At 66.3% G+C, this 25,936-nt stretch carries 28 protein-coding genes; 22 read left to right on the top strand and 6 right to left on the bottom strand.

Going from position 1 to position 25,936, the window contains the following annotated elements:
* The 6 genes from AC1RQC_RS27630 to AC1RQC_RS27605 form a co-directional block, all read left to right on the top strand.
* A partial coding sequence (locus AC1RQC_RS27630; RefSeq protein WP_492885179.1) for a hypothetical protein occupies positions 1-186 on the top strand: 186 nt, incomplete at its 5' end.
* A gap of 163 nt (positions 187-349) precedes the next feature.
* On the top strand, positions 350-799 hold the full coding sequence (locus tag AC1RQC_RS27625) for a DUF1178 family protein (RefSeq protein ID WP_150983760.1): 450 nt from the start codon (positions 350-352) through the stop codon (positions 797-799).
* A gap of 95 nt (positions 800-894) precedes the next feature.
* Positions 895-2,097 (top strand): acyl-CoA dehydrogenase family protein, encoded by a 1,203-nt coding sequence (locus tag AC1RQC_RS27620; RefSeq protein WP_174422901.1) that lies wholly within the window; start codon positions 895-897, stop codon positions 2,095-2,097.
* Between the two features lie 13 nt (positions 2,098-2,110).
* On the top strand, positions 2,111-3,229 hold the full coding sequence (locus tag AC1RQC_RS27615; RefSeq protein WP_150983763.1) for an acyl-CoA dehydrogenase family protein: 1,119 nt from the start codon (positions 2,111-2,113) through the stop codon (positions 3,227-3,229).
* Between the two features lie 139 nt (positions 3,230-3,368).
* Positions 3,369-3,818, top strand: a complete 450-nt coding sequence (locus tag AC1RQC_RS27610; RefSeq protein WP_043344764.1) for a MaoC family dehydratase — start codon at positions 3,369-3,371, stop codon at positions 3,816-3,818.
* An 83-nt stretch (positions 3,819-3,901) separates the two neighbouring features.
* Positions 3,902-4,381 (top strand): MaoC family dehydratase, encoded by a 480-nt coding sequence (locus tag AC1RQC_RS27605; protein ID WP_150983766.1) that lies wholly within the window; start codon positions 3,902-3,904, stop codon positions 4,379-4,381.
* A 101-nt stretch (positions 4,382-4,482) separates the two neighbouring features.
* On the opposite strand, the gene AC1RQC_RS27600 is transcribed toward AC1RQC_RS27605, so the two are convergent.
* The 4 genes from AC1RQC_RS27600 to AC1RQC_RS27585 all read right to left on the bottom strand — a co-directional run bounded on the left by AC1RQC_RS27600 (position 4,483) and on the right by AC1RQC_RS27585 (position 9,014).
* Positions 4,483-5,784 (bottom strand): MFS transporter, encoded by a 1,302-nt coding sequence (locus tag AC1RQC_RS27600; RefSeq protein ID WP_492807846.1) that lies wholly within the window; start codon positions 5,782-5,784, stop codon positions 4,483-4,485.
* A 9-nt stretch (positions 5,785-5,793) separates the two neighbouring features.
* Positions 5,794-6,630, bottom strand: coding sequence for an alpha/beta fold hydrolase (locus AC1RQC_RS27595; protein WP_492376151.1), 837 nt, complete (start codon positions 6,628-6,630; stop codon positions 5,794-5,796).
* Between the two features lie 43 nt (positions 6,631-6,673).
* Positions 6,674-7,441: an SDR family oxidoreductase gene (locus tag AC1RQC_RS27590; protein ID WP_492885177.1), complete on the bottom strand. Its 768-nt coding sequence runs from the start codon at positions 7,439-7,441 to the stop codon at positions 6,674-6,676.
* A gap of 85 nt (positions 7,442-7,526) precedes the next feature.
* A complete protein-coding gene (locus AC1RQC_RS27585; protein WP_492885175.1) occupies positions 7,527-9,014 on the bottom strand; it encodes a flavin-containing monooxygenase in 1,488 nt (495 codons plus the stop codon).
* A 347-nt stretch (positions 9,015-9,361) separates the two neighbouring features.
* Here AC1RQC_RS27585 and urtA point away from each other — a divergent pair, with 347 nt between their 5' ends.
* From urtA to AC1RQC_RS27510, 15 genes are all read left to right on the top strand, one after another.
* Positions 9,362-10,627, top strand: coding sequence for an urea ABC transporter substrate-binding protein (gene urtA, locus AC1RQC_RS27580; RefSeq protein ID WP_150983768.1), 1,266 nt, complete (start codon positions 9,362-9,364; stop codon positions 10,625-10,627).
* Positions 10,628-10,811: 184 nt separating this feature from the next.
* A complete protein-coding gene (gene urtB / locus AC1RQC_RS27575; RefSeq protein WP_492376154.1) occupies positions 10,812-12,449 on the top strand; it encodes an urea ABC transporter permease subunit UrtB in 1,638 nt (545 codons plus the stop codon).
* Positions 12,449-13,654, top strand: coding sequence for an urea ABC transporter permease subunit UrtC (gene urtC / locus AC1RQC_RS27570; RefSeq protein WP_492376163.1), 1,206 nt, complete (start codon positions 12,449-12,451; stop codon positions 13,652-13,654). Before urtB ends, urtC begins: the two co-directional genes overlap by 1 nt.
* Positions 13,651-14,499, top strand: coding sequence for an urea ABC transporter ATP-binding protein UrtD (urtD, locus tag AC1RQC_RS27565; protein WP_492376155.1), 849 nt, complete (start codon positions 13,651-13,653; stop codon positions 14,497-14,499). The genes urtC and urtD overlap by 4 nt, the downstream gene beginning before the upstream one ends.
* A gap of 33 nt (positions 14,500-14,532) precedes the next feature.
* Complete coding sequence (gene urtE / locus AC1RQC_RS27560) at positions 14,533-15,225, top strand: urea ABC transporter ATP-binding subunit UrtE (RefSeq protein WP_006156811.1); 693 nt, start codon at positions 14,533-14,535, stop codon at positions 15,223-15,225.
* A 241-nt stretch (positions 15,226-15,466) separates the two neighbouring features.
* Entirely contained in the window at positions 15,467-16,339 is an 873-nt protein-coding gene (locus tag AC1RQC_RS27555) for an urease accessory protein UreD (protein ID WP_492376156.1), read from the top strand.
* Between the two features lie 66 nt (positions 16,340-16,405).
* Positions 16,406-16,708 (top strand): urease subunit gamma, encoded by a 303-nt coding sequence (locus AC1RQC_RS27550; RefSeq protein WP_043351444.1) that lies wholly within the window; start codon positions 16,406-16,408, stop codon positions 16,706-16,708.
* 20 nt (positions 16,709-16,728) lie between these two features.
* The gene (locus AC1RQC_RS27545; RefSeq protein WP_309403902.1) at positions 16,729-17,352 is read left to right on the top strand and encodes a HupE/UreJ family protein; all 624 of its coding nucleotides are present in this window, start codon (positions 16,729-16,731) and stop codon (positions 17,350-17,352) included.
* 28 nt (positions 17,353-17,380) lie between these two features.
* Positions 17,381-17,686, top strand: a complete 306-nt coding sequence (locus tag AC1RQC_RS27540) for an urease subunit beta (RefSeq protein WP_492376158.1) — start codon at positions 17,381-17,383, stop codon at positions 17,684-17,686.
* A complete protein-coding gene (gene ureC / locus AC1RQC_RS27535; RefSeq protein ID WP_492376159.1) occupies positions 17,686-19,404 on the top strand; it encodes an urease subunit alpha in 1,719 nt (572 codons plus the stop codon). The genes AC1RQC_RS27540 and ureC overlap by 1 nt, the downstream gene beginning before the upstream one ends.
* A gap of 9 nt (positions 19,405-19,413) precedes the next feature.
* Positions 19,414-20,043: an urease accessory protein UreE gene (gene ureE / locus AC1RQC_RS27530; protein ID WP_492885173.1), complete on the top strand. Its 630-nt coding sequence runs from the start codon at positions 19,414-19,416 to the stop codon at positions 20,041-20,043.
* Between the two features lie 104 nt (positions 20,044-20,147).
* Positions 20,148-20,705, top strand: coding sequence for an endonuclease domain-containing protein (locus AC1RQC_RS27525; RefSeq protein ID WP_492832445.1), 558 nt, complete (start codon positions 20,148-20,150; stop codon positions 20,703-20,705).
* The gene (locus AC1RQC_RS27520; protein WP_492885171.1) at positions 20,702-21,394 is read left to right on the top strand and encodes an urease accessory protein UreF; all 693 of its coding nucleotides are present in this window, start codon (positions 20,702-20,704) and stop codon (positions 21,392-21,394) included. Before AC1RQC_RS27525 ends, AC1RQC_RS27520 begins: the two co-directional genes overlap by 4 nt.
* Positions 21,395-21,443: 49 nt before the next feature.
* Positions 21,444-22,073 carry an urease accessory protein UreG gene (gene ureG, locus AC1RQC_RS27515; protein ID WP_492885169.1) on the top strand — a complete coding sequence of 210 codons (630 nt, stop codon included), beginning with the start codon at positions 21,444-21,446 and terminating at the stop codon, positions 22,071-22,073.
* Between the two features lie 392 nt (positions 22,074-22,465).
* Complete coding sequence (locus tag AC1RQC_RS27510) at positions 22,466-23,485, top strand: threonine ammonia-lyase (protein WP_492807832.1); 1,020 nt, start codon at positions 22,466-22,468, stop codon at positions 23,483-23,485.
* Positions 23,486-23,496: 11 nt separating this feature from the next.
* Here AC1RQC_RS27510 and AC1RQC_RS27505 read toward each other — a convergent pair whose 3' ends face one another.
* A complete protein-coding gene (locus AC1RQC_RS27505; RefSeq protein ID WP_441633525.1) occupies positions 23,497-23,886 on the bottom strand; it encodes a helix-turn-helix domain-containing protein in 390 nt (129 codons plus the stop codon).
* A 434-nt stretch (positions 23,887-24,320) separates the two neighbouring features.
* On the opposite strand from AC1RQC_RS27505, the gene AC1RQC_RS27500 reads away from it, so the two are divergent.
* The gene (locus tag AC1RQC_RS27500; RefSeq protein WP_492807830.1) at positions 24,321-25,082 is read left to right on the top strand and encodes a hypothetical protein; all 762 of its coding nucleotides are present in this window, start codon (positions 24,321-24,323) and stop codon (positions 25,080-25,082) included.
* Between the two features lie 33 nt (positions 25,083-25,115).
* Here AC1RQC_RS27500 and AC1RQC_RS27495 read toward each other — a convergent pair whose 3' ends face one another.
* On the bottom strand, positions 25,116-25,808 hold the full coding sequence (locus tag AC1RQC_RS27495; RefSeq protein WP_492807829.1) for a glutathione binding-like protein: 693 nt from the start codon (positions 25,806-25,808) through the stop codon (positions 25,116-25,118).
* Positions 25,809-25,936 lie beyond the last annotated feature (128 nt).

The following is a 25,936-nucleotide window of genomic DNA, read 5'->3' as shown; positions in this document are numbered from 1 at the left end:
TCGTACGCCGATTGTCCAATGCCTGAATTTGTCCTCACCCTCTTTGCCGGTCAAAGAAAAGTGACCGGCAGCCCCCGCAGGGGGATGTCGTATGGCTTTTGGGCGCAAAAACCATCGCCGCTGAAAGAAACAGCGACCAATAGCGCCCGCAAGAGACCAGACGCCCTAACGCATCCCACCTCCTAACAGCGTAAAATCCCATTTAGCCGTGTGATCGCAGCCATACCTCACCCCCCTTTGCACAAGGCTCCCCGCCAAGGGCGCGCATAATGGCAGCAAAAAAATTAGCACGACCGTTCACAAAATTCCGTTTCGCGGATACTATAGCTTTCGACGGGCTGGAAACATCATGAAGGTGCTCGACCTGCGCTGCGCGCAAGACCATCGTTTCGAGGGCTGGTTTGCTTCGGAGGACGACGCGCAATCGCAGATTTCGCGAAATCTCGTCCAATGTCCGGTCTGCGAAGACCATGCCATCACCCGGCTGCCCAGCGCGCCGCGCCTGAATCTCTCGGGAGCGGCCGCCGCGCCGGCGGGCAAGCCGGCCGGGGCGAAGGCCCCTGCGGCGCCGGCGACACTGCAGTCGCTTTACCTGAAGGCGGTAAAGCAGGTGCTGGCGCGGACCGAGGATGTGGGTGAACGCTTTGCCGAAGAGGCCAGGCGCATGCACTACGACGAAGCGCCGGAACGCGGGATCCGCGGCACGGCGTCGCCGGACGAAGTGCAGGCCCTTGCCGAAGAAGGCATCGATACTTTCCAGCTCGTGGTGCCCGATGCGCTCAAGCAGACGGCTCACTGAATAGCGTCCTGTGCCCAAGGCAGTGTTCTTGCCGGCGCATGACGCGCTAGCTAGAACAAACTGCCGGTCTCACACCGGCATCACTGGAGACGGGCATGGATCTCAACTATTCGGCGTCCGACGATGCCTTCCGCGCCGAAGTGCGCGGCTGGCTGGAGGCCAACCTGCCGGCGGAAATCAGCAGCAAGATTCTGAACCACCGCCGCCCCAACCGCGACGACCTGGTGCGCTGGCACAAGCTGCTGGCGGGCCGTGGCTGGTCCGCGCCGCACTGGCCGGTGCAGTATGGCGGCACGGGCTGGAATGCCACGCAGCGCCATATCTGGGACGAGGAAAATGCCCGCGTCGGCGCGCCCGGCGTGCTGCCCTTTGGCGTGGCCATGGTCGCGCCCGTGATCATGAAGTACGGCAGCGAGGAGCAGAAGTCGTACTACCTCCCGCGCATCCTGGATTGCACCGACTGGTGGTGCCAGGGTTACTCAGAGCCGGGCTCGGGTTCCGACCTGGCGTCGCTGAAGACCCGCGCCGAGCTGACCTCGGACGGCAAGCACTACATCGTCAACGGCCAGAAGACCTGGACCACGCTCGGCCAGCACGCCGACATGATCTTCTGCCTGGTCCGCACCGATTTCGAAGCCAAGAAGCAAGAGGGCATCTCCTTCCTGCTGATCGACATGAAGACCCCGGGCATCACCGTGCGCCCGATCATCATGCTCGACGAAGAGCATGAAGTGAACGAAGTGTTCTTCGACAACGTCCAGGTGCCGGTGGAAAACCGCGTCGGCGAAGAAAACCGCGGCTGGACCTACGCCAAGTACCTGCTCGGCCATGAGCGCACCGGCATCGCCCGCGTGGGCAACTCCAAGCGTGAGCTGGGCTTCCTCAAGCGTGTGGCCAAGCAACAGCAGAAGAACGGCCGCCCGTTGCTGGAAGACCCGCTGTTCGGCGCCAAGGTTGCCGCGCTGGAGATCGAGCTGATGGCGCTGGAGCTGACCGTCCTGCGCGTGGTGTCGAGCGAGAGCGCTGGCAAGGGCCCCGGCCCCGAGGCATCGATGCTCAAGATCAAGGGCACCGAGATCCAGCAGATGCTGACCGAGCTGATGGTGGAGGCCGTCGGCCCCTACGCCCAGCCGTTCGACACCGCCTACCTGGAATGCGAGCACGAACACGCGGTGACTGGCTACGACGACGCCGCGCCGCTGGCCGCTTACTACTTCAACTATCGCAAGACCTCCATCTACGGCGGGTCCAACGAAATTCAGAAGAACATCATCAGCCAGATGATCCTGGGGCTGTGAGGAGACACGCGATATGAACTTCAATCTCAGCGACGAACAGAAGCAACTGGCTGACGCCGTCCACCGCTTCATCGACAAAGACTACGATTTCGAGACCCGCAAGAAGGGCATCAAGGCCGAAGCTGGCCATAGCGATGCCGCCTGGGGCGCGCTGGTCGAGCTCGGCCTGACCGCGCTGCCGGTGCCGGAAGCGCAGGGCGGCTTCTCGGGCACGCCCATCGACATGATGGTGGTGATGCAGGAGCTGGGCCGCGGCCTGGTGGTCGAGCCGTACTTCGCCACCGTGGTTGCCGCCTACGCGCTCAAGCTGGCCGGCGGCCAGGATGCGCTGCTGGAGCAGGTTGCCGGCGGCGAGCTGAAGCTGGCCACCGCCTTCAACGAGCCGCATGCCCGCTATGCGCTCAACGATGTGCGCGTGACGGCCAAGGGCGGCAAGCTCAATGGCCGCAAGGTCGTGACCATTCACGGCGCGCAAGCCGGCAAGCTGGTCGTCTCGGCCCGCACCAGCGGCGCCGATGCCGACACCAATGGCATCTCGCTGTTCCTGGTGGACCCGAAGGCAGCCGGCGTCAGCATTACCGACTACCGCACCATCGACAACCTGCGCGCCGCCGATATCACCTTCAAGGACGCACAGGGCGAACTGCTGGGCACCGAAGGCGCGGCGTTTGCGCTGATCGAGCAGGTGGCCGACTACGCCGCCGTGCTGCTGTGCGCGGAAGCCGTCGGGGTGATGGACACGCTCAACGCCGCCACGCTGGAGTACGCCAAGACCCGCCAGCAGTTCGGCGTGCCGATCGCGCGCTTCCAGGCGCTGCAGCACCGCATGGTGGAGATGTTCATCCACGCCGAGCAATCGCGTTCCATCACGCTGCTGGCCGCCGCCAAGTTCGACGAGGCCAGCCCGGAAGAACGCCGTCGCTTTGCCTCGGCGGCCAAGGCGCGCGTGGGCCAGGCGGCTCGCTCGGTCGGCCAGGAGGCCGTGCAGATCCACGGCGGCATGGGCGTTACCGACGAACTGCCGGCGGCGCATATGTTCAAGCGCCTGACGCTGATCAACACCACCTTCGGGGATGTCGATCATCACCTGTCGCGCTTTGCGACACAGCCGGGCTTCCTGGAAACGGTCTGATCCAGGTTGAATCAAAAAACCGCGCCGGTTGTCCCAGGCGCGGTTTTTTGTTATGAATTGATCTCGTATTTTCTGCCGCGATTCTCGCGCCTCGCGCCTCGCATCTCGCATCTCGCATTCATCGTTGACGGAGCGGTTCATGTCCACCCTGTATTTCGAAGATTTCGCCGTCGGCAGCAAGCGCGACCTCGGGTCCCACCTGGTGACGGAGGAGGAGATCCTCACCTTCGCCCGCCAGTATGATCCCCAGCCCTTCCACATCGACAAGGAAGCCGCGCAAAAAAGCATCTACAAGAACCTGATCTCCAGCGGCTGGATGACCTGCTCGATCATGATGCGCCTGCTGGTGGACAACATGACCTCCAAGGCCGCCAGCATGGGCTCGCCTGGCGTGGATGAAATCCGCTGGCTCAAGCCGGTCTATGCGGGCGATACGCTGAGCGTGTCGCTGGTGGTGCTGGATGCGCGCGCTTCCTCGTCCAAGCCGGACCGCGGCGTGGTCCACACCCAGTGGGAAGCCACCAACCAGCGCGGCGAACTGGTCTGCACCGTCAAAGGCATGGGCATGTACGGACGTCGGCCCGCCTGACGTTTCTCAAGCCTCATCCCGGCCATCCCGGCCACTACAGACAACACGTGCAACACGTACAACACGTACAACAAGGAGACACCATGCGTACCATCGCTTCGCTCGAAGAACTGGAAAGCCTGCAAGGCCAGGAAGTGGCCGTCAGCGACTGGATCGAGATCACCCAGCAGCAGGTCAACCAGTTCGCCGAAGCCACTGGCGATCACCAATGGATTCACGTGGACGTGGAGCGCGCCCGCCGCGAATCGCCGTTCGGCGGCCCGGTGGCGCATGGCTTCCTGACGTTGTCGCTGCTGCCGGCGTTCATGCACAACGCGCTCGATATGCCGGGCGTCAAGATGGGCGTCAACTATGGCCTGAACCGCGTGCGCTTTACCGCGCCGGTGCCGGTCGGCAGCCGCCTGCGCGCGCGCGTGAAGCTGCTCTCGGTGGAGCGCCTGGAGCCCCTGCCGAACGCGCCCGCGCTGGTCGGCGCCCAGTCCAACTGGGAAGTCACGGTAGAGCGCGAGGGCAGCGAGCGCCCGGTGTGCGTGGCGGAATCCATCAGCCGCCGTTACTCGTAAGCCTGACAGGCCGCGACGGCCGCGACGGCCGCCACGGCCGCCACGGCCGCCACGGCCGCCACGGCCGTCGCGGCCAGGTGGCGGCCATCCCAGAGCGCAGCTCAGGCCGGCGAACGCGCGGCCGCTATATCTTGCGGCGAGGCCGCGAGCGCCTTTGCGGAGCGCTCGGGATTGATCCAGCATAAACCAATCACGCCACTTGCCAGCAGCAGCAGGGCGTTGATCGTGAAGCCCGCATCAAAGCCGCCGTTCATGCCATGGCGCTGCACCAGTTGCCCCACCACCGCCGGCGCCAGGATGCCGGCCAGCGTGGTCAGCGCCGTGTGGATCGACAACACGCTGCCGCGCTGGCCCTCCGGCACGATCTGCGCGAGCATGGCCGGCGTCAGGGCGAATGCCACGGGCGGCAGGCATGCCGCCACGGCGATCAGCAAGGTCTTGGGCACCGGCGCCAGCGTGATCGATGCGATCGCCAGGTACACGCCGCCGCCTGCCAGCGCGGCCACCGAGATCAGCGCGCCACGCGCGAGCCGCGACGATGCACCTGCGCGCAGCATGCGCTGCGACAGCCAGCTAAGGATCAGCGTGACGGGCATGGCCGAGGCCACGATGGCCGCATACCAGCGCCCGGTGGTGACCGGGTCGAAGCCCAGGCCTTTTTCCAGGTAGGCGGGCAGCCAGGTCAGCCCCAGCGCCAGCGCCCAGTATGCGCAAAAGCCAATGGCCAGGCAGGCCAGCACGGTCGGGTCGCGGAAGATGCGCCGATAGGGCAGGCGCACGGGCGTGGCCGCGGTGCCGGCGCGTGGTGCGCTTGCCTGCGTGAGCGGTCCCTCGCGTCCCACGCAGAGCCACATTGCGCTCCACGCCATGCCGATGCCGGCCAGGATCATGAAATTGGCGCGCCAGCCCCATCGGATCGTCACCAGCGGGATCAGCAGTCCTGCCAGCAGCAGGCCTACGGTGGCCCCCTGGTTGATCATCGCCACTGGCAGGTTGCGCTTGTGGTCCGGAAACCATTTGAACAGCGCGTGCACGGAGATCGGGAAGGCTGGCCCTTCGGCTGCGCCAAGCAGCATGCGGCACACCAGGATGGTCATGGCCGATCCCGCCAGCGCCAGCGGGACCTGCAGCACAGCCCACGACAAGCCCATCGCCAGTAGCAGCCAGCGCGCGGCCACGCGATTGGACAGAAAGCCGACCAGCACGGTGGATAGCGAGAACAGCCAGAAGAAGCTGCTGGCGATCAGGCCGAACTCGGCCGGCGGCAGCTTCAGGTCTGCCATCAGCGGCACGGCGACCATGCCCAGCACGATCTTGTCGAGGAAGTTGATCAGCGAAAGCCAGGTCAGCATCGAGGCCATGGCCCAGGCGCTGCGTGGCTGGTAGGACGCAAGTGTGTTCATCGGTCAGCCTTAAGATCGGTTCAACGTGTTGGCTTGGCGCTCGCTTGTGCTGGTGGTCGCAGAATCCAGGTGCTGCTCGATCAGTGCGAGCAGGCGCTCGGGCTGTTCCAGCATCACCAGGTGCCCGCTGTCGATCTCCGCGTAGCTGGCACCACTGATCGCCGCGGCGAGCGCTTGGCAATGCGCCGGCGGCACCATCTGGTCGTGGCGCATGCCGATCACGAGCGTGGCGGCGCGGATGCGGGGCAACAGCGGCGTGATGTCGATGATGGCGTCGAGCCCGGCCTGGCGGTCGCTGCCGGGCGCCAGGCTCGCGCCGAAGCGCCGCAGCATGCCCTCCACGGTGGCGTCGTCCATGCACGCGATAAAACGCTCCGATACGCCATTGAGCAGGACCATGCGCGCCAGTTGATGGCGGTCCGACCGCGCCAGCGACTGCCACAGCGTAAACAGCAGGCGCATGCGGCTATCGGTGCGCGCCCAGGCGCCAAACAAGACCAGGCGCCGCACGCGTTCCGGCATCAGCGCGGCCGCGGTGGCTGCCACCACGCCGCCTAGCGAATAACCGACCAGGTCCACGGGCTGGTCTCCCGCCAGCGCCATGCAGTCGCGCACCTGTCCGACCAGCGCATCGAGCGTCAGTGGCGCGCCGTCGTCACGGGTTTCACCAGAGCCCGCAAGGTCCGGCGCCAGGCAGCGCCTGCGCTGCGCGAGCCCGGGCAGCAGCGCGGCCCAGTTGGTTTCCGCGCTGGAACTGGTGCCGTGCACAAGAAGAGTCGGCCGTCCGCTGCCGGCCTCGATCAGGCTGGTTCGGATAGGCACCGACGCGATTTCCAGACGTTGCATGTCGAACTCCCTTGGCTTCTTTTGGCGGGCTGGGTGGACAGGCTTACTGGGCGGTGATGCCGCCATCGACCGTGAACTGCGAGCCCGTGATGTAGCGGCCCTCGTCGCTGGCCAGCAGCAGGAACACGCCGACGATTTCCTCTGGCGTAGCCAGGCGGCCAAGGGGCGTGAAGGCTTCGATGCGCGCGCGTGCGGTGCCGCCACCGGCATCGCGCTGGTCCAGCGCGCCCTGGACCAGCGGCGTGTCGACGAAGCCGGGGTGGATGGAGTTGACCCGCACCGGCGGATTGAGCGTGGCGCCGTGCAGGGCGGCGGAGCGCGTGAGCAGCGTGACGCCGCCCTTGGCCGCGCAGTAGGCGGCAACCTGCGCGCCGCCCACCTGGCCGTAGACCGAGGAAACATTGACGATGGAGCCACCCGCACCCATCAGCGGCAGCGCGGCGCGGCAGCCCAGGAATACGCCGGTCAGGTTGACGTTGAGCGTGCGCTGCCAGTCGGCCAGCGTGCAATCCGCCACCGAGCCGCGCAGCGCGATGCCAGCGTTGTTCACCAATACGTCCAGTTTGCCGTGCCGTTCGCGCACCGCGCCCATGGCGGCTTCCCAGTCCGCCTCGCTGGTGACATCCAGCGTTTGGTAATGCGCTTGCACGTCTTGCGCCCGCAGCGCTTGCGCCAGGATTGTCCCGGTGGCATCGTCGATGTCGGCGAGCACCACGCGCGCACCGGCTTGCGCCGCCGCGCGCGCAAACGCCGCGCCCAGGCCGGACGCGGCGCCGGTGACCATGACCACTTTGTCTTGCAGCCGCTGCATGTGAAGTCTTCCTCGAACGGTGGGTGTCAATGCAATCGATGTCGTCGATGTCGTCGATGTGGCAGGTGCCGGCGGCCGGGCAATGCTAGGGCCGCTCGCCGGCATGGCGCAGCATAAAGTGCCCCCAGTCCGGCTTGCGCGTCTTCCACCAATAGGCGGTGGCATGGCTCGACCAGTTGTTGATGACCCTGCCGCTGGCCGACTTGTACCAACTGCTGCACGAGCCCGCCCACGCGGTCTGGCCAATGGCCGCCTGCAACGCCTGGTTGAAGCGCGTCACCACCTCCGGGCGCACCTCCATGGAGGCGAAGCGCGCCGAGCGGCAGGCCTGGATGCACCGCAGGACATAGCGGGCCTGGCACTCGAGCATGAAAATGATGGAGTTGTGGCCCAGGTTGGTATTGGGGCCGTACAGCACGAACAGGTTGGGAAATCCCGGCGCCGTCATGCCGAGATACGCCTCGGGATCCTCGCGCCACTGATCGGCCAGGGTGTGGCCGTGGCGGCCGGTGATGCGGATCGGCGCGAGGAAGGAGCGGGCGTCGAAGCCGGTGGCGAAGACGATGGCGTCGGCCCGATGCCTGGCGCCGTCGGCCGTGACCACGGCGTCGGATTCGACGCGCTCGATGCGGGCGGTCTCGACATGGACGTTCGGCCGCTTGAGCGCCTGGTAGAAATCGTCGGAGATCAGGATGCGCTTGCAGCCGATCGGGTAATCGGGCGTGAGCTTGGCGCGCAGCACCGGGTCGGGAATCATGTGCGCGAGGTAGCGGCGCGCCAGCGTTTCCAGTTCCCGGTTGCGGCCGCTGTCCCGCTGCATGCGCCCGAAGCGCAGTTCACGCTGCAGGTAGAGGTGCCAGCGATGCAGCCGGGCAGTCCACGGGTGCCGTTCGAAGCGCGCCTGTTGTCCGGGCGTATAGGCCTCGCCGTTGCGCGGCAGCACCCAGTTGGCGCTGCGCTGGAATACCGTCAGCTTGCCCGCTTCCGGCGCGATGCGCGGGATGAACTGCAGCGCGCTGGCGCCATTGCCGATCACCGCGACCTGCTTGCCGCGCAGATCGGCGTCATGCCGCCAGCGCGCGGAGTGGAAGGCCGTGCCGGCAAAGTGATCCAGTCCTGCAATATCCGGTGTCAGCGGGCGGTTGAGCTGCCCGGTGCCGCTGACGAGGATGCGCGCGGCGATGGTGTCGCCGTTGCTGGTGCGCACTCGCCACAGGCAGGCGGCTTGGTCGTAGCGCGCCTCGGTGACCTCCGTGCCGAAGCGGATATGCCCGAGCAGCCCGAAGCGCTCGGCGCAGTGCTGCAGGTAGCGATGGATCTCCGGCTGGGGCGAGTATGCGCTGGACCAGTCCGGCTTGGGCGCGAACGAGAAACTATAAAGATGGGAGGGGATGTCGCAGCCGCAGCCCGGGTAGGTGTTGTCCCGCCAGGTGCCGCCCACCGTGCCGGCCTTCTCCAGCACGACAAAGTCGTCGATGCCGGCTTGCTTGAGCTTGATGCCCATGCACATGCCGGCCACACCGGCGCCGATGATGACGATCTGGTCCGCGCCGGGCGTCGTTGACGCTTTCAATGGGCTGTCTCCGTCGTGCTTTTTCTGGGTAGTCGCGGCGCATGCGGCAACGCCTTGGCGCGCAATCGAGAGGCCACCATAGAGCCGATTGCGGATTCGGGCAAGGCACGGCGCAACATGCGTGCCGCCATGTGCCCCAATCTGAATCAGCCGGCGGCGGCGCACAGGCTTGGTGCGTGACGTTTGCGCACTATCGTGGTGCGATAGGTGGCCTGGCGGCCTCTGGAGGCTCGCCAGGCCGTGTGCACAGCCTTGTATACAAGCTTGTATGCCATGGCATGCTAGTTGCAGAAGAGGTACCCGGGGTGCGTTGTTCCTTTATCCAACACGACAATCTGGGAGCTGCAATGAAAAGACGTGACATGCTGAAGCTGTCGGCGGTAGCCGCCGCGGCCTTGTTTGCAACGGCAGGCGTGAGCCCGCTGGCATTGGCGCAGTCCAAGGAGCCGATCAAGGTCGGTATCCTGCATTCGCTGTCCGGCACCATGGCCATTTCCGAGACTTCGCTCAAGGACGTGGCGCTGATGACCATCGACGAGATCAACAAGAGCGGCGGCGTGCTTGGCCGCAAGCTTGAGCCGGTCGTGGTCGATCCCGCTTCCAACTGGCCGCTGTTCGCCGAGAAGGCGCGCCAGCTGATCACCAAGGATAAGGTTGCCGTCACGTTCGGCTGCTGGACCTCGGTGTCGCGCAAGTCGGTGCTGCCCGTTTATGAAGAGCTGAACTCGCTGCTGTTCTATCCGGTGCAGTACGAAGGCGAGGAAATGTCCAAGAACGTCTTCTACACCGGCGCGGCGCCCAACCAGCAGGCCATTCCCGCGGTGGAATACCTGATGAGCAAGGAAGGCGGCGGCGCCAAGCGCTTCTTCCTGCTGGGCACCGACTACGTCTACCCGCGCACCACCAACAAGATCCTGCGCGCCTTCCTGAAGAGCAAGGGCGTGGCGGACAAGGATATCGAAGAGGTCTACACGCCGTTTGGCCACAGCGACTACCAGACCATCGTCGCCAACATCAAGAAGTTCTCGCAAGGCGGCAAGACCGCCGTGATCTCCACCATCAACGGCGATTCCAACGTGCCCTTCTACAAGGAACTGGGCAACGCAGGCCTGAAGGCCAAGGACGTGCCGGTGGTGGCATTCTCGGTGGGCGAGGAAGAACTGCGCGGCATCGACACCAAGCCGCTGGTGGGCCACCTGGCCGCGTGGAACTACTTCATGTCGGTCAAGAACCCGGAAAACGAAGCCTTCAAGAAGCAATGGGCGGCGTGGGTCAAGGCGAACAACCTGCCGGGCGGCGACAAGCGCGTGACCAACGACCCGATGGAAGCCACCTACGTGGGCATCCATATGTGGGCGCAGGCCGTCAAGAAGGCCGGCACGACCGATCCCGACAAGGTGCGTGCCGCGATGTATGGCCAGACCTTCAAGGCGCCGGACGGCTTCACCCTGACCATGGGCGAGAACCATCACCTGTACAAGCCGGTGATGATCGGCGAGATCAAGGGCGATGGCCAGTTCACGGTGGTGTGGAAGACGCCCAAGGCCGTGCGCGCGCAGCCGTGGAGCCCGTTCATCGCGGGTAACGAAGGCAAGCCGGACAAGGTGATGTAAGCAGGGCTCCCGCCTGGCGCTCTCCTGCTCCCCCGCTTGGCCTCGCGGCTGGTGAGAGAGGGGAGGGCGCCAGGCAGTGCCTTTGCCTCTTCGCATGCTGTCCGCCGCTTCGGCGCGGTGGCGGCAAATCGTCACGCCGATCAAGGTGACGCGCGTGCTTCGCCGCGCGCGACTCGCAAACCTTATGCACCGACCCTTATCGTTCTCTCTCGCTTCACGGTTGCGCGCCATGCTGGCCGCGCTGCTCCTGCTGGCTGCGTGCCCGCTGTGGGCCGCGCCGCTCACGCAGGCCGACCTGAAGCCGCTGGCCGAAGACGACTTCGACGCCAAGACCGCCGCGATCACCGCACTGACCAAGGCTCCGGTGGCGCAGGCCGGCCCCATCCTCAAGGCCTTGCAGGACGATACGCTGCAATATGCGCCCGGCGTCGGCATGGTGCGCCAGGACGGCGACAAGCTGGTGGACGCGATCAGCGGCACGCCGGTCACGGTCAAGCCCGATGCGCTCGAAGCGCTCACCCTGAACAACAGCCTGCGCGCGATGGTGGACAGTGCCGCCAGCAGCACGCTGCTGCAATCGCCCGATGCGGCGGTGCGCACGCAGGCAGTCAATACGCTGCTGGACCAGCCGGGCAGCGCATCGCGCCCGGTGGTGGAGGCCGCGCGCAAGGCCGAGGCCGACGCCGGCCTGCGCACCAAGCTCGATGTGATCTGGGCAAATATCGTGCTGGCCGATGGCAGCCGCGACGATCGCCTCGAAGCCATCCGCATCCTTGGCCGCGACAGCAATCCGCAGAGCCGCCAGAAGTTGCAGCCGCTGCTGGAAAAGGACGCCGCCGGCAATTTTCGCGAGCCCGACGCCGAACTGCGCGGCGCCGCGCAGCAGGCGCTCGACGCCCTGCGCGGCGACCAGCGCCGCGCCGAGCTGATCGGCAACCTCTTTGCCGGCCTGAGCCTGGGCAGCGTGCTGCTGCTCGCCGCGCTGGGGCTGGCCATCACTTACGGCCTGATCGGCGTCATCAATATGGCGCACGGCGAATTCCTGATGATCGGCGCGTACGCCACGTACATGGTGCAGGGCGTGTTCCGCGCGCACTTCGCCAGCGCGTTCGACTGGTACCTGCTGTTCGCGTTGCCCGCATCGTTCCTCGCCTCCGCCGTGGTTGGCTTCGTGCTGGAGCGGCTGGTGCTGCGCCATCTCTACGGCCGCCCGCTGGAAACGCTGCTGGCCACCTTCGGCGTGAGCCTGCTGCTGATGCAGGCGGTGCGCACGCTGTTTGGCGCGCAGAACGTGGAAGTGGCCAATCCATCCTGGATGAGCGGCGGCATCGAATGGCTGCCCGGCATGGTGCTGCCGTACAACCGCATGGTCATCATCGTGTTTGCGCTGGCGGTGGTGGCGGTGGCCTGGGCCGTGCTCAACCGCACCCGCCTTGGCCTGTTCGTGCGCGCCACCACGCAGAACCGCACCATGGCGGCTTGCGTGGGCGTGCGCACCTGGAAGGTGGATAGCTACGCCTTTGCCTTTGGCGCGGGCATCGCTGGCCTCGGCGGCTGCGCGCTGTCGCAGATCGGCAATGTCGGCCCTGACCTCGGGCAAGCCTACATCATCGACTCCTTCATGGTGGTGGTGCTGGGCGGCGTGGGGCAGCTCGCGGGCACCATCATTGGTGCTTTCGGGCTGGGCCTGATCAACAAGTTCATCGAGCCGTTCTATGGCGCGGTGCTGGCCAAGATCTTTGTCCTGGTGCTGATTGTGCTCTTCATCCAGAAGCGCCCGCAGGGACTGTTCGCGCTCAAAGGGCGCAGCGCGGAGGCATGATGAAGACTTCACTCTCGAATCCATCCACGGCGGGTTTCCGGCTGGCCGTGCCGGAGCGCCAGCCGCTGTTCTCCGGGCGCAGCTGGACCGCCTTGCTGGTGATCGCGCTGGTGGTGGGCATCGGCGTGCCGGTGTGCGCGCTGCTGGTGCCCGAAGGCCATCCCATGCATCTGTCGGCCTATGCGCTGACGCTGATCGGCAAGATCATGTGCTTCGCGCTGGCCGCGATCGCGCTGGACCTGGTATGGGGCTACTGCGGCATTCTCAGCCTCGGCCACGGCTTGTTCTTCGCGCTTGGCGGCTATGCCATGGGCATGTACCTGATGCGCAGCATTGGCCGCGAAGGCGTCTACAAGAGCGACCTGCCGGACTTCATGGTGTTCCTCGACTGGAAGGAGATGCCGTGGTTCTGGCACGGCACCGAGCATCTCGGTTACGCGATGCTGCTGGTGGTGCTGGTGCCGGGCGTGCTGGCGTGGCTGTTCGGCTTCTTCGCCTTCCGCTCGCGCATCAAGGGCGTGTACCTGTCCATCATCACGCAGGCCATGACATACGCCGCCATGCTGCTGTTCTTCCGTAACGAGACGGGCTTTGGCGGCAACAACGGCTTCACGGATTTCAAGCGCATCGCCGGCTTTGCCGTGGCCGCGCCGCAGACCCGTACCGCCTTGTTCGTGCTGACGTTCCTTGCCCTGCTGGCCGGCTTCATCGCCTGCCGCTACATCGTGACGTCCAAGCTCGGCCGGGTCGTGACCGCGATCCGCGATGCCGAGATGCGCGTGATGTTCTCGGGCTACAACCCGCTTGGCTACAAGCTGTTCGTGTGGACCTTTTCGGCCGTGCTGTGCGGCATCGCCGGCGCGCTCTACGTGCCGCAGGTGGGCATCATCAACCCGGGCGAGATGTCGCCGGCCAACTCCATCGAGATGGCGGTTTGGGTGGCCGTGGGCGGACGCGGCACGCTGATCGGCCCGATCATCGGCGCCTTTATCGTCAACGGCGCCAAGACCATGTTCACGGCCTACTTCGCGGAGTACTGGCTGTTCCTGCTGGGCGCGATGTTCGTGCTGGTGACGCTGTACATGCCGGATGGCGTGATCGGCCTGCTCAAGCGCGCGCGTGCCTTGCGCGCCAGCCCGCAGGCCACGCCGGGCAACGCGGCGAATGCGCCGGCGGCCGCCACCCGCAGCGGAGGGGAAGCATGAACGCAGCACTGGGAGCACAACAGGCCGAAAGCGGCGGCACCACGGGCCTTGGCCGCGTCATGGAGCCGGGCGTCATCGACGTCTCGCACGGCCCCATCCTTTACCTGGAAGACGTGACCGTGCAGTTCGACGGTTTCCGCGCGCTGAACAAGCTGACGCTGTCGATCGACCACGGCGAGCTGCGCTGCGTGATCGGGCCCAATGGCGCGGGCAAGACCACCATGATGGACGTGATCACCGGCAAGACCGGGCCGCGCAACGCCAACGTGAGCGGGCGCGTGTTCCTCGGCCAGAGCATCGACCTGATGCGCATGACCGAGCCCAAGATCGCGCAGACCGGCATCGGCCGCAAGTTCCAGAAGCCTACCGTGTTCGAGCAGCACGAAGTGTGGGAGAACCTGGAGCTGGCGACGAAGGGCGACAAACGCTGGTTCACTGCATTGCGCGCGCGCCTGGGCGCCGAAGGGCATCGCCGCATCGAGGAAACGCTGGCGCTGACGGGGCTGGAGGACGAGGCCTATCGTCCGGCCGGCTTGCTGTCGCACGGGCAGAAGCAGCGGCTGGAAATCGGCATGCTGCTGATGCAGAAGCCGCAGTTGCTGCTGCTGGACGAGCCGGTGGCCGGCATGACCGATGAAGAAACCATGCAGCTGGCCAAGCTGCTCAACAGCCTGCGCGGCACCTGCTCGATGATGGTGGTGGAGCACGACATGGAGTTCGTCGCCGCACTGGCCGGCGATGAGGGCAAGGTGACGGTGCTGGCCGAGGGCAGCGTGCTGGCCGAAGGCACGCTCGACGCCGTCAAGCGCGAGGAGCGCGTGATCGAATCCTATCTCGGCCGCTAGGCGCAGGGCCGGATCGAAAAAAGGAACGAGACTATGTTGCAGGTCAATGCACTCAACCAGTTCTACGGCGGCAGCCACATCCTGCGCAACGTCACCTTCGAGGTGCCGCAAGGCAAGCTGACGACCTTGCTTGGCCGCAATGGCGTGGGCAAGAGCACCTTGCTCAAATGCCTGATGGGCGTGGTGCCGACCAAGAGCGGCAGTATCAGCTGGGCGGGGCAGGCGCTGGAGAAAAAGCCGCCGTATGAGCGCGTCGCATCGGGGCTGGCCTACGTGCCGCAAGGCCGCGAGATCTTCCCGCGCCTGACGGTGGAAGAGAACCTGCTGATCGGCGCGGCCAGCCTCAAGAGCCCGTCGGGCGTGCCGGACCGCATCTACCAGTTGTTTCCCGTGTTGCGCAGCATGCGCCAGCGCCGCGGCGGCGATCTCTCCGGCGGCCAGCAGCAACAGCTGGCGATCGGCCGCGCGTTGATGAGCGAGCCCGAACTGCTGATCCTGGACGAGCCGACCGAAGGCATCCAGCCCTCGATCATCCAGGACATCGGGCGCGCGCTGCGCCTGCTGGTGGACGAGTTCGGCATGACGGTGCTGCTGGTGGAGCAATATTACGAATTCGCCCGGCACCTGGCGGATCATTACGTGGTGATGAGCCGCGGCGAAGTGGTGGCAAGGGGCGAGGGCGCGAAGATGGAAGAGGAGGGCGTGCGGGAGCTCATCGCGGTGTGATGCGACACGCGGTGCCGCATGATCGTAGTGCTGGTGTGTTCCCCCTCTCCCGCTGTGCGGGAGAGGACGGACGCTTGCCCGCAGCCGATCGGGTGCCGTCCCGAATGTGGCCTCGAGTGCGGCCTCGGATGCCGCTTCGAATGCCGCCTCGAATACCACTTCCAGTGCCCCCGGCCGCGCGCTATGATGCCCGCATCCAGCGCACGATGCATTGCCGGCCGCCTCCGCCACTCCAACATTCATGCGTCATCCAGACTTTCCTTCGACCCTCGCCGTGCCACCCGCATGGGAGGCCAGCCTGCGCCTGCGCTTTGCCGCGCGCGCCGAGCGCAGCGCGCTGGTCGAGCGCCGGCACCAGGGGCCGTTGCTGGTGCAAAAGCCACTCTATCCCGAGGGCTCGATTTGCCACGTGGTGATCCTGCATCCGCCCGCGGGCGTGGCCGGCGGCGACAGCCTGGACATCGACGTGACGGTGGGCGCCGGCGCCCATGCGGTGCTGGCGACGCCTGGCGCCACCAAGTGGTACAAGTCGCTCGGCCGGGAGGCCGCGCAGCGCGTCACGCTGACGCTGGAAGCCGGCGCGCGGGTGGACTGGCTGCCGCAGGAGAACATCGTTTTCGATGACGCGCACGCGCGCCTTGCCACCACCGTGACGGTGGCGCCCGGTGCCAGCGCGATCGGCTGGGATGCGGTCGTGTTGGGCCGGCAGGCCAGCGGCGAGACCTGGAGCCGCGGCACGCTGGGCATGGAGACCCGGGTGCAGGGCGGCGGCAAGCGCGCGCTGTGGATCGAGAGCGCGCAGCTGGACGCGGCGTCTGCGCTGCGCCAGGCGGTGGCCGGGCTGGACGGGCTCAATGTCATGGGCACGCTGTGGGCGGTAGGTGACGGTGCCACGCAGGAACTCGCCGAGATGCTGGCCGAGCAGCTGCCGTATCGGCCGGACCTGCGCGCCGGCGTGACGCGGCTCGAGCAGGACGGCCAGTCGATGCTGCTGCTGCGCGTGCTGGGCGCGCAGATGGAAGCGGTCAGGCACTTGATGGTCACGGCGTGGAGCGCGCTGCGCGAACCGATCCACGGTGTGCCGGCCAGGCCCCTGAGGCTGTGGGCGACGTAGGTGCCGACGCAAGCATTGTTCATCGCACACCGCACGGACAACACAAAAAACAACGGGAATACCAAGATGGAACTCACTCCGCGAGAGAAGGACAAGCTGTTGATCTTCACCGCCGCGCTGCTGGCCGAGCGCCGCCGCGCGCGCGGGCTCAAGCTCAACTATCCCGAGGCGGTGGCCTTGATCACCGCCGCCATCATGGAAGGCGCACGCGACGGCCGCTCCGTGGCGGAGCTGATGCATGAGGGCACGACCGTGCTCTCGCGCGAGGACGTGATGGATGGCGTGGCCGAGATGATCCCGGATATTCAGGTGGAAGCGACTTTCCCCGACGGCACCAAGCTGGTCACCGTGCACCATCCCATCGTTTGAACAAGACACGAGGTCAAGACATGAACCACTCCAACCGCTCGCGCGCCGTGAGGCTCGCCACCGTGGGCGCTTCGCTGGCGCTCGCCAGCGCCGCCGCCGTCGCGCATCCGGGCCATGACGCCACCACCGTTGGCGCCAGCCTGTTTGCCGGCTTGCTGCATCCTTTTACTGGCATGGATCACTTGCTCGCCATGGTGGGCGTGGGTGTGTGGAGCGCGCTGGGTGCGCGCTCGCCGCGCGAAGCCTTGCGCATGCCCTTTGCCTTCGTGGCCTTGATGCTGGCTGGCGCGGTGCTCGGCCTCGCCGGCATGAGCCTGCCGCTGGTGGAGCCGATGATTGCCGCGTCGCTGCTGGTGATCGGCTTGCTGGTGGCACTGCGCGCCAAACTGCCGGCATGGGCGGGGATGGCCATCGTGGGCGGCTTCGCCGTCTTCCACGGCTATGCGCACGGATCCGAGTTGCCGGCCACGGCCGGCGCCTTGCCCGCGGTAGCGGCCTATGTGGGCGGCTTCAGCGTGGCCACGATGGTGCTGCACGCGGCCGGCATCGGCCTGGGCGGCGCGCTGCGCCGCCACGCGGGCTGGCTGGCACGGCTGGCCGGTGCGGGCGTGGCGCTGTATGGCGTCGGCCTGATGGTTGCCTGAGCGCACTGACCTCGACAAGGAACCCATCATGATCCCCGGTGAACTGATGCCCGCGCAGGGCGAGATCGAACTGAACGCCGGCCGTGCCACGGTCAGCGTGGCGGTGGCCAACACCGGCGACCGCCCGGTCCAGGTCGGCTCGCATTTCCATTTCTACGAGACCAACCCCGCGCTGGATTTTGACCGCGAGGCCGCGCGCGGCTTCCGCCTGAATATCGCCGCCGGCACTGCCGTGCGCTTCGAGCCGGGCCAGAGCCGCACGGTGGAGCTGGTGGCGCTTTCGGGCGCGCGCATCGTCTACGGCTTCAACGGCAAGATCATGGGAGCGCTGTGATGAGCGTGAAAATCTCCAGGCAGGCTTATGCCGAGATGTTCGGCCCGACCACCGGCGACCGCCTGCGGCTGGCCGACACCGGGCTCATCATCGAGGTGGAGAAGGACTTCACCGTCTACGGCGAGGAAGTGAAATTCGGCGGCGGCAAGGTGATCCGCGACGGCATGGGGCAGAGCCAGCGCATGGCCAAGGACTGCGTCGACACGGTTATCACCAATGCGCTGATCGTCGATCACTGGGGCATCGTCAAGGCCGACATCGGCCTCAAGGACGGGCGCATTGCCTCCATCGGCAAGGCCGGCAACCCGGACATCCAGCCGGGCGTGACGATCGTCGTCGGGCCGGGCACCGAGGTGATCGCGGGCGAGGGCATGATCGTCACCGCTGGCGGCATCGACAGCCACATCCACTTCATCTGCCCGCAACAGATCGAGGAGGCGCTGATGAGCGGTGTCACCACCATGATCGGTGGCGGCACCGGGCCGGCCACCGGCACCTTTGCCACCACCGTCACACCCGGCCCCTGGTTCATGGAGCGCATGCTGCAGGCGGTGGAGGCCTATCCGATGAATATCGGCCTGCTCGGCAAGGGCAACGCCAGCCTGCCGGGGCCGCTGATGGAGCAGGTCGAGGCCGGCGCCATCGGGCTCAAGCTGCACGAGGACTGGGGTACCACGCCCGCGGCCATCGATAACTGCCTGAGCGTGGCGGATGCCACCGACACGCAGGTGGCGATCCACACCGATACGCTCAACGAGGCTGGCTTCGTCGAAGCCACCGTGGCCGCGTTCAAGGGCCGCACCATCCATACGTATCACACCGAAGGCGCGGGCGGCGGCCATGCACCCGACATCATCAAGGTGTGCGGCGAGCCCAACGTGCTGCCGTCGTCGACCAACCCGACGCGGCCGTACACCATCAATACGCTCGACGAACACCTCGACATGCTGATGGTCTGCCACCACCTGGACCCGTCGATCGCCGAGGACATCGCTTTCGCCGAAAGCCGCATCCGGCGCGAGACCATTGCCGCCGAGGACATCCTGCACGACCTCGGCGCGTTCTCGATGATCTCCAGCGATTCGCAGGCCATGGGCCGGGTTGGCGAGGTCATCATCCGCACCTGGCAGACCGCGCACAAGATGGCCGCGCAGCGCGGCAAGCTGCCCGGCGACCCCAACGACGCGCGCGGCGGGCATGACAATTTCCGCGTCAAGCGCTACATCGCCAAGTACACGATCAACCCCGCGCTCACGCACGGCATCGCGCACGAGGTGGGCTCGGTAGAAGTCGGCAAGTGGGCCGACCTGGTGCTGTGGAAGCCGGCCTTCTTCGGCGTCAAGCCGAGCCTGATCTTGAAGGGCGGGATGATCGCCGCGGCAGCGATGGGCGACCCCAACGCATCGATCCCCACGCCGCAGCCGGTGCACTACCGCCCTATGTTCGCCGCCGCCGGACGCGCCCTGCACAAGTCATCGCTGACCTTCGTTTCGCAAGCGGCGCTGGCCGCCGATGTGGGCGGGCGCTACGGCCTGAACAAGGTGCTGTCGGCGGTACAAGGCACGCGCACCGTGGGCAAGCGCGACATGGTGCACAATGACTGGCAGCCGAACGTCACGGTGGATCCCGAGACCTACCAGGTGGTGGCCGACGGCCAGTTGCTGATCTGCGAGCCGGCTACCGTACTGCCGATGGCGCAGCGTTATTTCCTCTTCTGAAGGGCCGCTTTGCAAAAGATCGACAAACATCTCGCCGCCCCGCACGGCATCGCCGCCGTGCTGGTGCGCCGCGCGCCCAAGCTGGTGCTGCCTTTTTCCGAGCGCAGCAAAAGCCGCCTGCGCGCCACCCTCGACAACGGCGAAGAAGTGGCGCTGTTCCTTGCGCGCGGCACCGTGCTGCGCGGCGGCGACCTGCTGGTCACCGAAGGCGGCGTCTTTGTCGAAGTGCAGGCCGCGCCGGAATCCGTGCTGCAAGTCGGCGCCAGCGATCCGCAGGCACTGATGCGCGCGGCCTACCACCTTGGCAATCGCCACACGCCGGTGGAAGTGGGCCGCGACTACCTGCGCCTGGAATTCGACCCGGTGCTCGCGGACATGCTGGCCCGCCTCGGTGTGCAGGCCGAACGCGCGGAACTGCCGTTCGAGCCGGAAGCCGGCGCTTACGGCGGCGGGCACAAGCATGGGCACGATGCGACGTTTGCCGAGGACTATGCCGCGGCGCAGGCGGTGTTCCATGAGCACCATGGGCACGACCACGATCACGATCATGGCCATGCGCACAGTCATGACCACGGCGATAAACATGGCCACGACCACGCGCCGCATGTGCACGACGAGAGCTGCGGGCACAAGCACTGAGGCTTTGTCCCACACGTATGAGCAAGCCACCGCGCACCCAAACTCCGATGCCTGAACACACCTCTCCCGCTTGCGTGAGAGGGGAGGGGGAGGAGGGCGAGCGGGTGCCGAAGCCCCAGTTCGCCAAATTGCTCCGTGCCAGCCAGACCGATGCCGAGCAGCGACTCTGGTATCGCCTGCGCGCCTATCGCTTCATGGGCCTCAAGTTCAGGCGCCAGAAGCAGATCGGTCCTTTTATTGCCGACTTTGTGTGCATGGAATTGAAGCTGGTGATCGAGGCTGACGGCGGGCAACACGGCGATGCGTCCGATGGCGCGCGCGACGCGTGGTTCAAGCGCAGCGGCTATACGCTCCTGCGTTTCTGGAATAACGAAGTGCTGGCGCAAACGGATGCCGTGCTGGAAAGAGTGCGTGAGGTAGTTTTGGAGCTGGGGCATATGGATGCGCCCGCCCTCTCCCCCAGCCCCTCTCCCGCAGGCGGGAGAGGGGAGCAAACCGGCTGCGCATCGGAGCATGCTAGATCGATATCGTCGACTTCGCCAACGCTCCCCTCTCCCGCTCGCGGGAGAGGGGTGGGGGGAGAGGGCGGGCGCTCGCCGAAGCCTGCGGCCTCCGAGCCCCCGGGCGACGCAAGTCAGCGCCTTATGCGCAAGCGCCCATGACCCAGCTCGCCCAACTCATCTCCCTGCTGCACCTCGCCTCGCCGGCGCTGCCGATCGGCGGCTTCAGCTATTCGCAAGGGCTGGAGGCCGCCATCGAGTGCGGCATGGTGCGCGATGCCGGCAGCGCGGAGCAGTGGGTGCGCAGCAACCTGCTGGACGTGCAGGCGCAGTGCGAAGCGCCCGTGTGGCTGCTGCTGTATCGCCATTGGCGCACGCTGGATGCAACGCGCGTGGCCGAATGGAACGACTGGTTCCATGCCACGCGCGAAAGCGCCGAGTTGCGGCTGGAGACCGAGCAGATGGGCTGGTCGCTTGCGCGGCTGGTGGCGCAGATGGCGTGGGGCGATGCCGCACTGCGCGCGCAGTTGGCAGCGTTGTCGCCGGTGTGCCTGCCTACCGCCTTTGCCGCGGCTTGCGTGGCGCTGGACGTGAATGAGCGCGACGGCCTGGCGGCTTATTGCTTCAGCTGGGCGGAGAACCAGGTGTCGGCGGCGCTCAAGGCGGTGCCGCTGGGGCAGGTGGCCGGGCAGCACATCCTGCGCCGGCTGCATCCCGCGGTGCTGGAGACTGTCGACGAGGCCGTGCGGCGCGCCGCTGCCGAGCCACCGCAGCTGTCCACTTTTTCCCCGATGCTGGGGCTGCTGTCCGCGCGCCATGAGACGCAGTACTCGCGGCTGTTCCGTTCCTGAAGCGAACCACGGCAGCATTCAAACGATTCCCCAAGACAAGATGTCCACCATGACCCAGGCTCGTACCAAGAAGAATCCCCCGTTGCGCGTCGGCGTGGGCGGCCCCGTCGGTTCCGGCAAGACTACCTTGCTGGAGATGCTGTGCAAGGCCATGCGCGAGCGCTATGACCTGGTCGCCATCACCAACGATATCTACACCAAGGAAGACCAGCGCCTGCTGACCATCTCCGGCGCCTTGCCGGCGGAGCGCATCATGGGCGTGGAAACCGGCGGCTGCCCGCACACCGCGATCCGCGAGGATGCCTCGATCAACCTGGAAGCGGTCGAGCGCATGCTGGGCAAGTTTCCCGATGCCGACATCGTCTTCATCGAGTCCGGCGGCGATAACCTGGCGGCCACCTTCAGCCCGGAGCTGTCGGACCTGACCATCTACGTGATCGACGTGGCCGGCGGCGAGAAGATCCCGCGCAAGGGCGGACCGGGCATCACCAAGTCTGATTTGCTGGTGATCAACAAGACCGACCTGGCCCCTTATGTTGGCGCCAACCTGAACGTGATGGAAAGCGATGCGCGCAAGATGCGTGGCGCGCGCCCGTTTGTGATGGGCAGCGTGAAGTCGGGGCAGGGGCTGGCTGAGGTGATCGCATTCATCGAGCGCCAGGGCATGCTGGGCGTGTAACGCCGGGCTGCCGCGACCGCGTCTTCAACGGCGGCGTGCGAGCACGCACAGGAAGCAGGGCGCACGCGACAGCCACGCGCACGCATGCCGCCACGGCGCCGCGGGTTGTGGCATACTTGCCGATCCATGACGTTCCAATCGCTCGCCCCTTCCTCGCTGTGCCGTACCACCGATACCGGTGGCGCTGCTGCATGCGTGGGTGCCGAGCTGCCGGTCGGGGTTGCCTCCACGTCCGGCGCGTCGTCGATTTCCTTCTCGTTCTCCATTATTCGAATTATCCGGGGTCGCTGAGCTGCGGCTTTGGCTGGTGCTTGGTGGCCCGTGGTCCCTCCCTTGCCGTGCACGGCCATAGGGGCTTGCACGCGACCAACCGATTCGATGGAGAACACCCGATGTCCGATCTTTCAGACCTGCGCGCGCACGCCCGCTATCCCTTGCTGACCGAAATCCAGAGCACCGCGCGGCGCCTGCAAGGCAAGGTGCTGGAGACACCCGTGTGGCGCTGGCAGACCGGGGCGGCCCTGCAACTCGATGCCGGTACCGAGGTCTGGCTCAAGCTGGAACTGTTCCAGCTCACCGGCACCTTCAAGGTACGTGGCGCGCTCAACAGCATCGAGCACATGGATGCCTCTGCGCGGGCGCGCGGCGTGGTGGCGGCCAGCGCTGGCAACCATGCCATGGCGGTGGCCTACGCGGCCAAGGTGGCCGGCGTCGGCGCCAAGCTGGCCATGCCGGCCACCGCCAGCCCCGCGCGCGTGGCGGCCTGCCGCGAGGCAGGCGCCGAGGTGCTGTTGCTGCCGGACGTGCATGCCGCTTTTGACCACGCGCTGCAGCTGGTGGCCGACGAAGGCCGCACCATGGTGCACCCCTACGATGGCCCGCTGATCGCGCAGGGCACCGCGACGGTCGGGCTTGAGCTGATGCGCCAGGTGGCTGGGCTGGATGCGGTGGTGGTGCCGGTAGGCGGTGGCGGCCTGTGCGGCGGCATTGCCGCGGCGGTCAAGCAGATCAATCCGGCTTGCCGGGTCTATGGGGTCGAGCCGGATGGCGCCGATGCCATGAACCGCAGCTTCGAGGCCGGGCGGCCGCAAACGCTGGAGCGCGTCACGACGGTTGCCGACAGCCTGGGCGCGCCTTATGCGCTGGACTACAGCTACGGCGTGTGCCGCCAGTTTGTCGACGGCATGGTGCGCGTCTCAGACGAGGCGATACGCGCGGCCATGCGCATCCTCTATCGCGACATGAAGCTGGCCACGGAACCGGCTACCGCGGTGTCCACCGCGGCGCTGCTGGGGCCCCTGCGCCAGACACTGGCGGGCAAGAAGGTCGCGCTGATCGTGTGCGGGTCCAATCTCGACGCAGCGCGCTTTGCCGAACTGCTGGCAGTGGACGAGCCCGCCTGCGCTAGCTGAATCCGGCGCCGTCAGGCCTGCATGGCCCGGACGGCGATCGTGCGTGCCACCGATGCGATCACGTCCTGCTCTGCATCGGTCATCAAGGCCATATGGCGCACCGTGACACGCTGTGCCGGCGTGATGTTGAACTCGGCGCAGCGTTGTTCCAGCACGAGCGCGCCGCCGCGGCCGCCGCTGTCGGCCTCGCTGAAGTTGAGCATCTCGCTGGCGTCCACGCCCAGCGTGCCGGCCAGCGCGCAGATATTGATCAAGGAGACATTGCGCACGCCGCGCTCGATGCCGCTGAGGTAGGAGCGCGCCATGCCGCTTTCGAGAGCGAGCTTTTCCTGTGACCAGCCACGCTGTTTGCGCAGCTCGGCAAGGTGCAGCCCGAAGCGCTTGAGAGGATCGGCGACCATGGCTCTGTACGTGATTGAGAACGGATCGAGGCTAAGGGTTTGACCTCTTTGTAGCGACGCCTTATAGTAGTACGCACTATAGGTCACTGACCTGGCACTCGCCGCATGCCCTCGCATGTCCTCGCATGTAATCCCATGTATCCGGACGTCGCCGGACGTCGCCGGACGTCGCCGGACGTCCTTGCATGCCGGACGAAGCGCGGCGCCAATGCGTCACCGGCAACCTGCGGATGATGCCCGCCGGCGAAGGGTAAAAGCTTGTCCAAATGTTACGAATGGGTTTCGCGGCCACAAGGAAAGAGGCGCCCCGCCTCGGCATCTTGTTAAAGCAGCGAAGCACCAGGCCAAAAAAGATTACGACCTCGACATAGAGGCACTCAAATCCCCGGGGAAGCGCGGCGCTGTATTTTTCCATTACGTGGAGAGTGAGTGCCATGCGTATTTTTTCGTTGTTCGACGCGCAGATGCGTGGCGAAATCCTGACAGGCGGAACCGCGTCGCAGTTGCGCGTGGGCCTGCAGGTGAGGGTGGTGCCGGAAGCCGCTGGCCTGGGCAGCAGCGGGGACTACGTCTTTTTGCGCCAAGGCGCGATGCAGTCCGGCATTGTCACCACGCGTGCCGAGTGGTGGGCTTGCCTGCACGGCACGATCAAGCTGACTCCGGTGGGTGGCGAGCCGGTGCTGGTGTCGGCGGGCGGCGTCTATGCGCTGCGCCAGGCCGAGCGCGTGCATCTGGCGGTGCTGCAGGACACGGTATTGATCCGTGCGATCCTGGACCCGAATGCCGTCGGGCTGGTGGGAGCGGGCGTGACCAGCAGCTACGATGCCTTTGCCGTGGGCCAGGCGGATTTCTGGCGGGCCGGTGGCGCACAGCGCGGTGCGGATGGCGTGCCGCGCGCCAATGCGGCTTTTGTCTCGCTGGCCGAGGGCGAGCCTGAATGGGCGCTGCGCCTGCGCGCGGGCGGGCTGAACTGGGCGGCCTGCCATGCGGGCACGCTATGCCTGCAGTGGCATTCGCCATGGCCGCACGTCGAGCGGCAGGTGGCGTACCTGCAGCCCGGCATGGTCTTCGCGCCGGATCCCGATGAGGCGTACCGGATCGACGCGCTGCATCCCGTGGCGAGCCTGCTGTGCTGCCTGCAGGCGCCGGCGCGCGTGGCCGGCGCTGGCGAGATGCAGGTGGTTTCCCTCCATTGACCGCCTGGCGCCATGGCCGCGCTGGCGGGCTGCTCAGCGGCGCTGGTACTGCGTGGCGCCGAACAGGATTTCCCGTTCCTTGTCGCCGCTCAGCGGCTTGCGTTCCTGTGCCAGCACCGCGACACCGCGCTGCACGGCGGGCCGCTCGGCGATCTCAAGGAACCAGCGCTTCAGGTGCGGATAGTCGTCCAGCTCCACGCCCTGGTTCTGCCAGCTGCGCAGCCACGGGAAGGTCGCGATATCCGCCACGGAGTATTCGCTGCCAGCCAGCCAGGCATGTTCCGACAGTTGCTTGTCGATGACGCCGTACAAGCGCTTGGCCTCGTTGGTGTAGCGGTTGATGGCGTACTCGATCTGCTGTGGCGCATACATGCGGAAATGGTGCGCCTGGCCCAGCATCGGGCCGACGCCGCCCATCTGGAACATCAGCCATTGCAGCGCGTCGTACTTGCCGCGCACGTCCTCGGGCAGGAACTTGCCGGTCTTGCCGGCGAGGTAAAGCAGGATGGCGCCGGACTCGAACAGCGAGATGGGTTTGCCGTCCGGGCCATCGGGGTCGACGATGGCCGGGATCTTGTTGTTCGGGCTGATCTTGAGGAAGTCCTCGCCGAACTGGTCGCCGGCGCCAATATTGATGGGGTGGACCTTGTACGGGAGGCCGCACTCCTCGAGCATGATGTGGATTTTGTGGCCGTTGGGCGTGGGCCAACTGTAGACGTCGATCATCGGGAAGGGCTCCTGGCTGCGATCGTGCAATCGGTGAATCGCCACATCAACCACTGGCGTGGCGAACCGCGCGATTTAAGCACAGAAGAAAAAAACGCGCAGACTGGCTGCGCGTTTTCCATGTTGCC

This window comes from Cupriavidus sp. GW822-FHT03E04 (assembly GCF_058801495.1).
The sequence above is the reverse complement of the archived record's forward strand: the minus strand, read 5'-3'. Positions and strand labels throughout refer to the sequence as shown.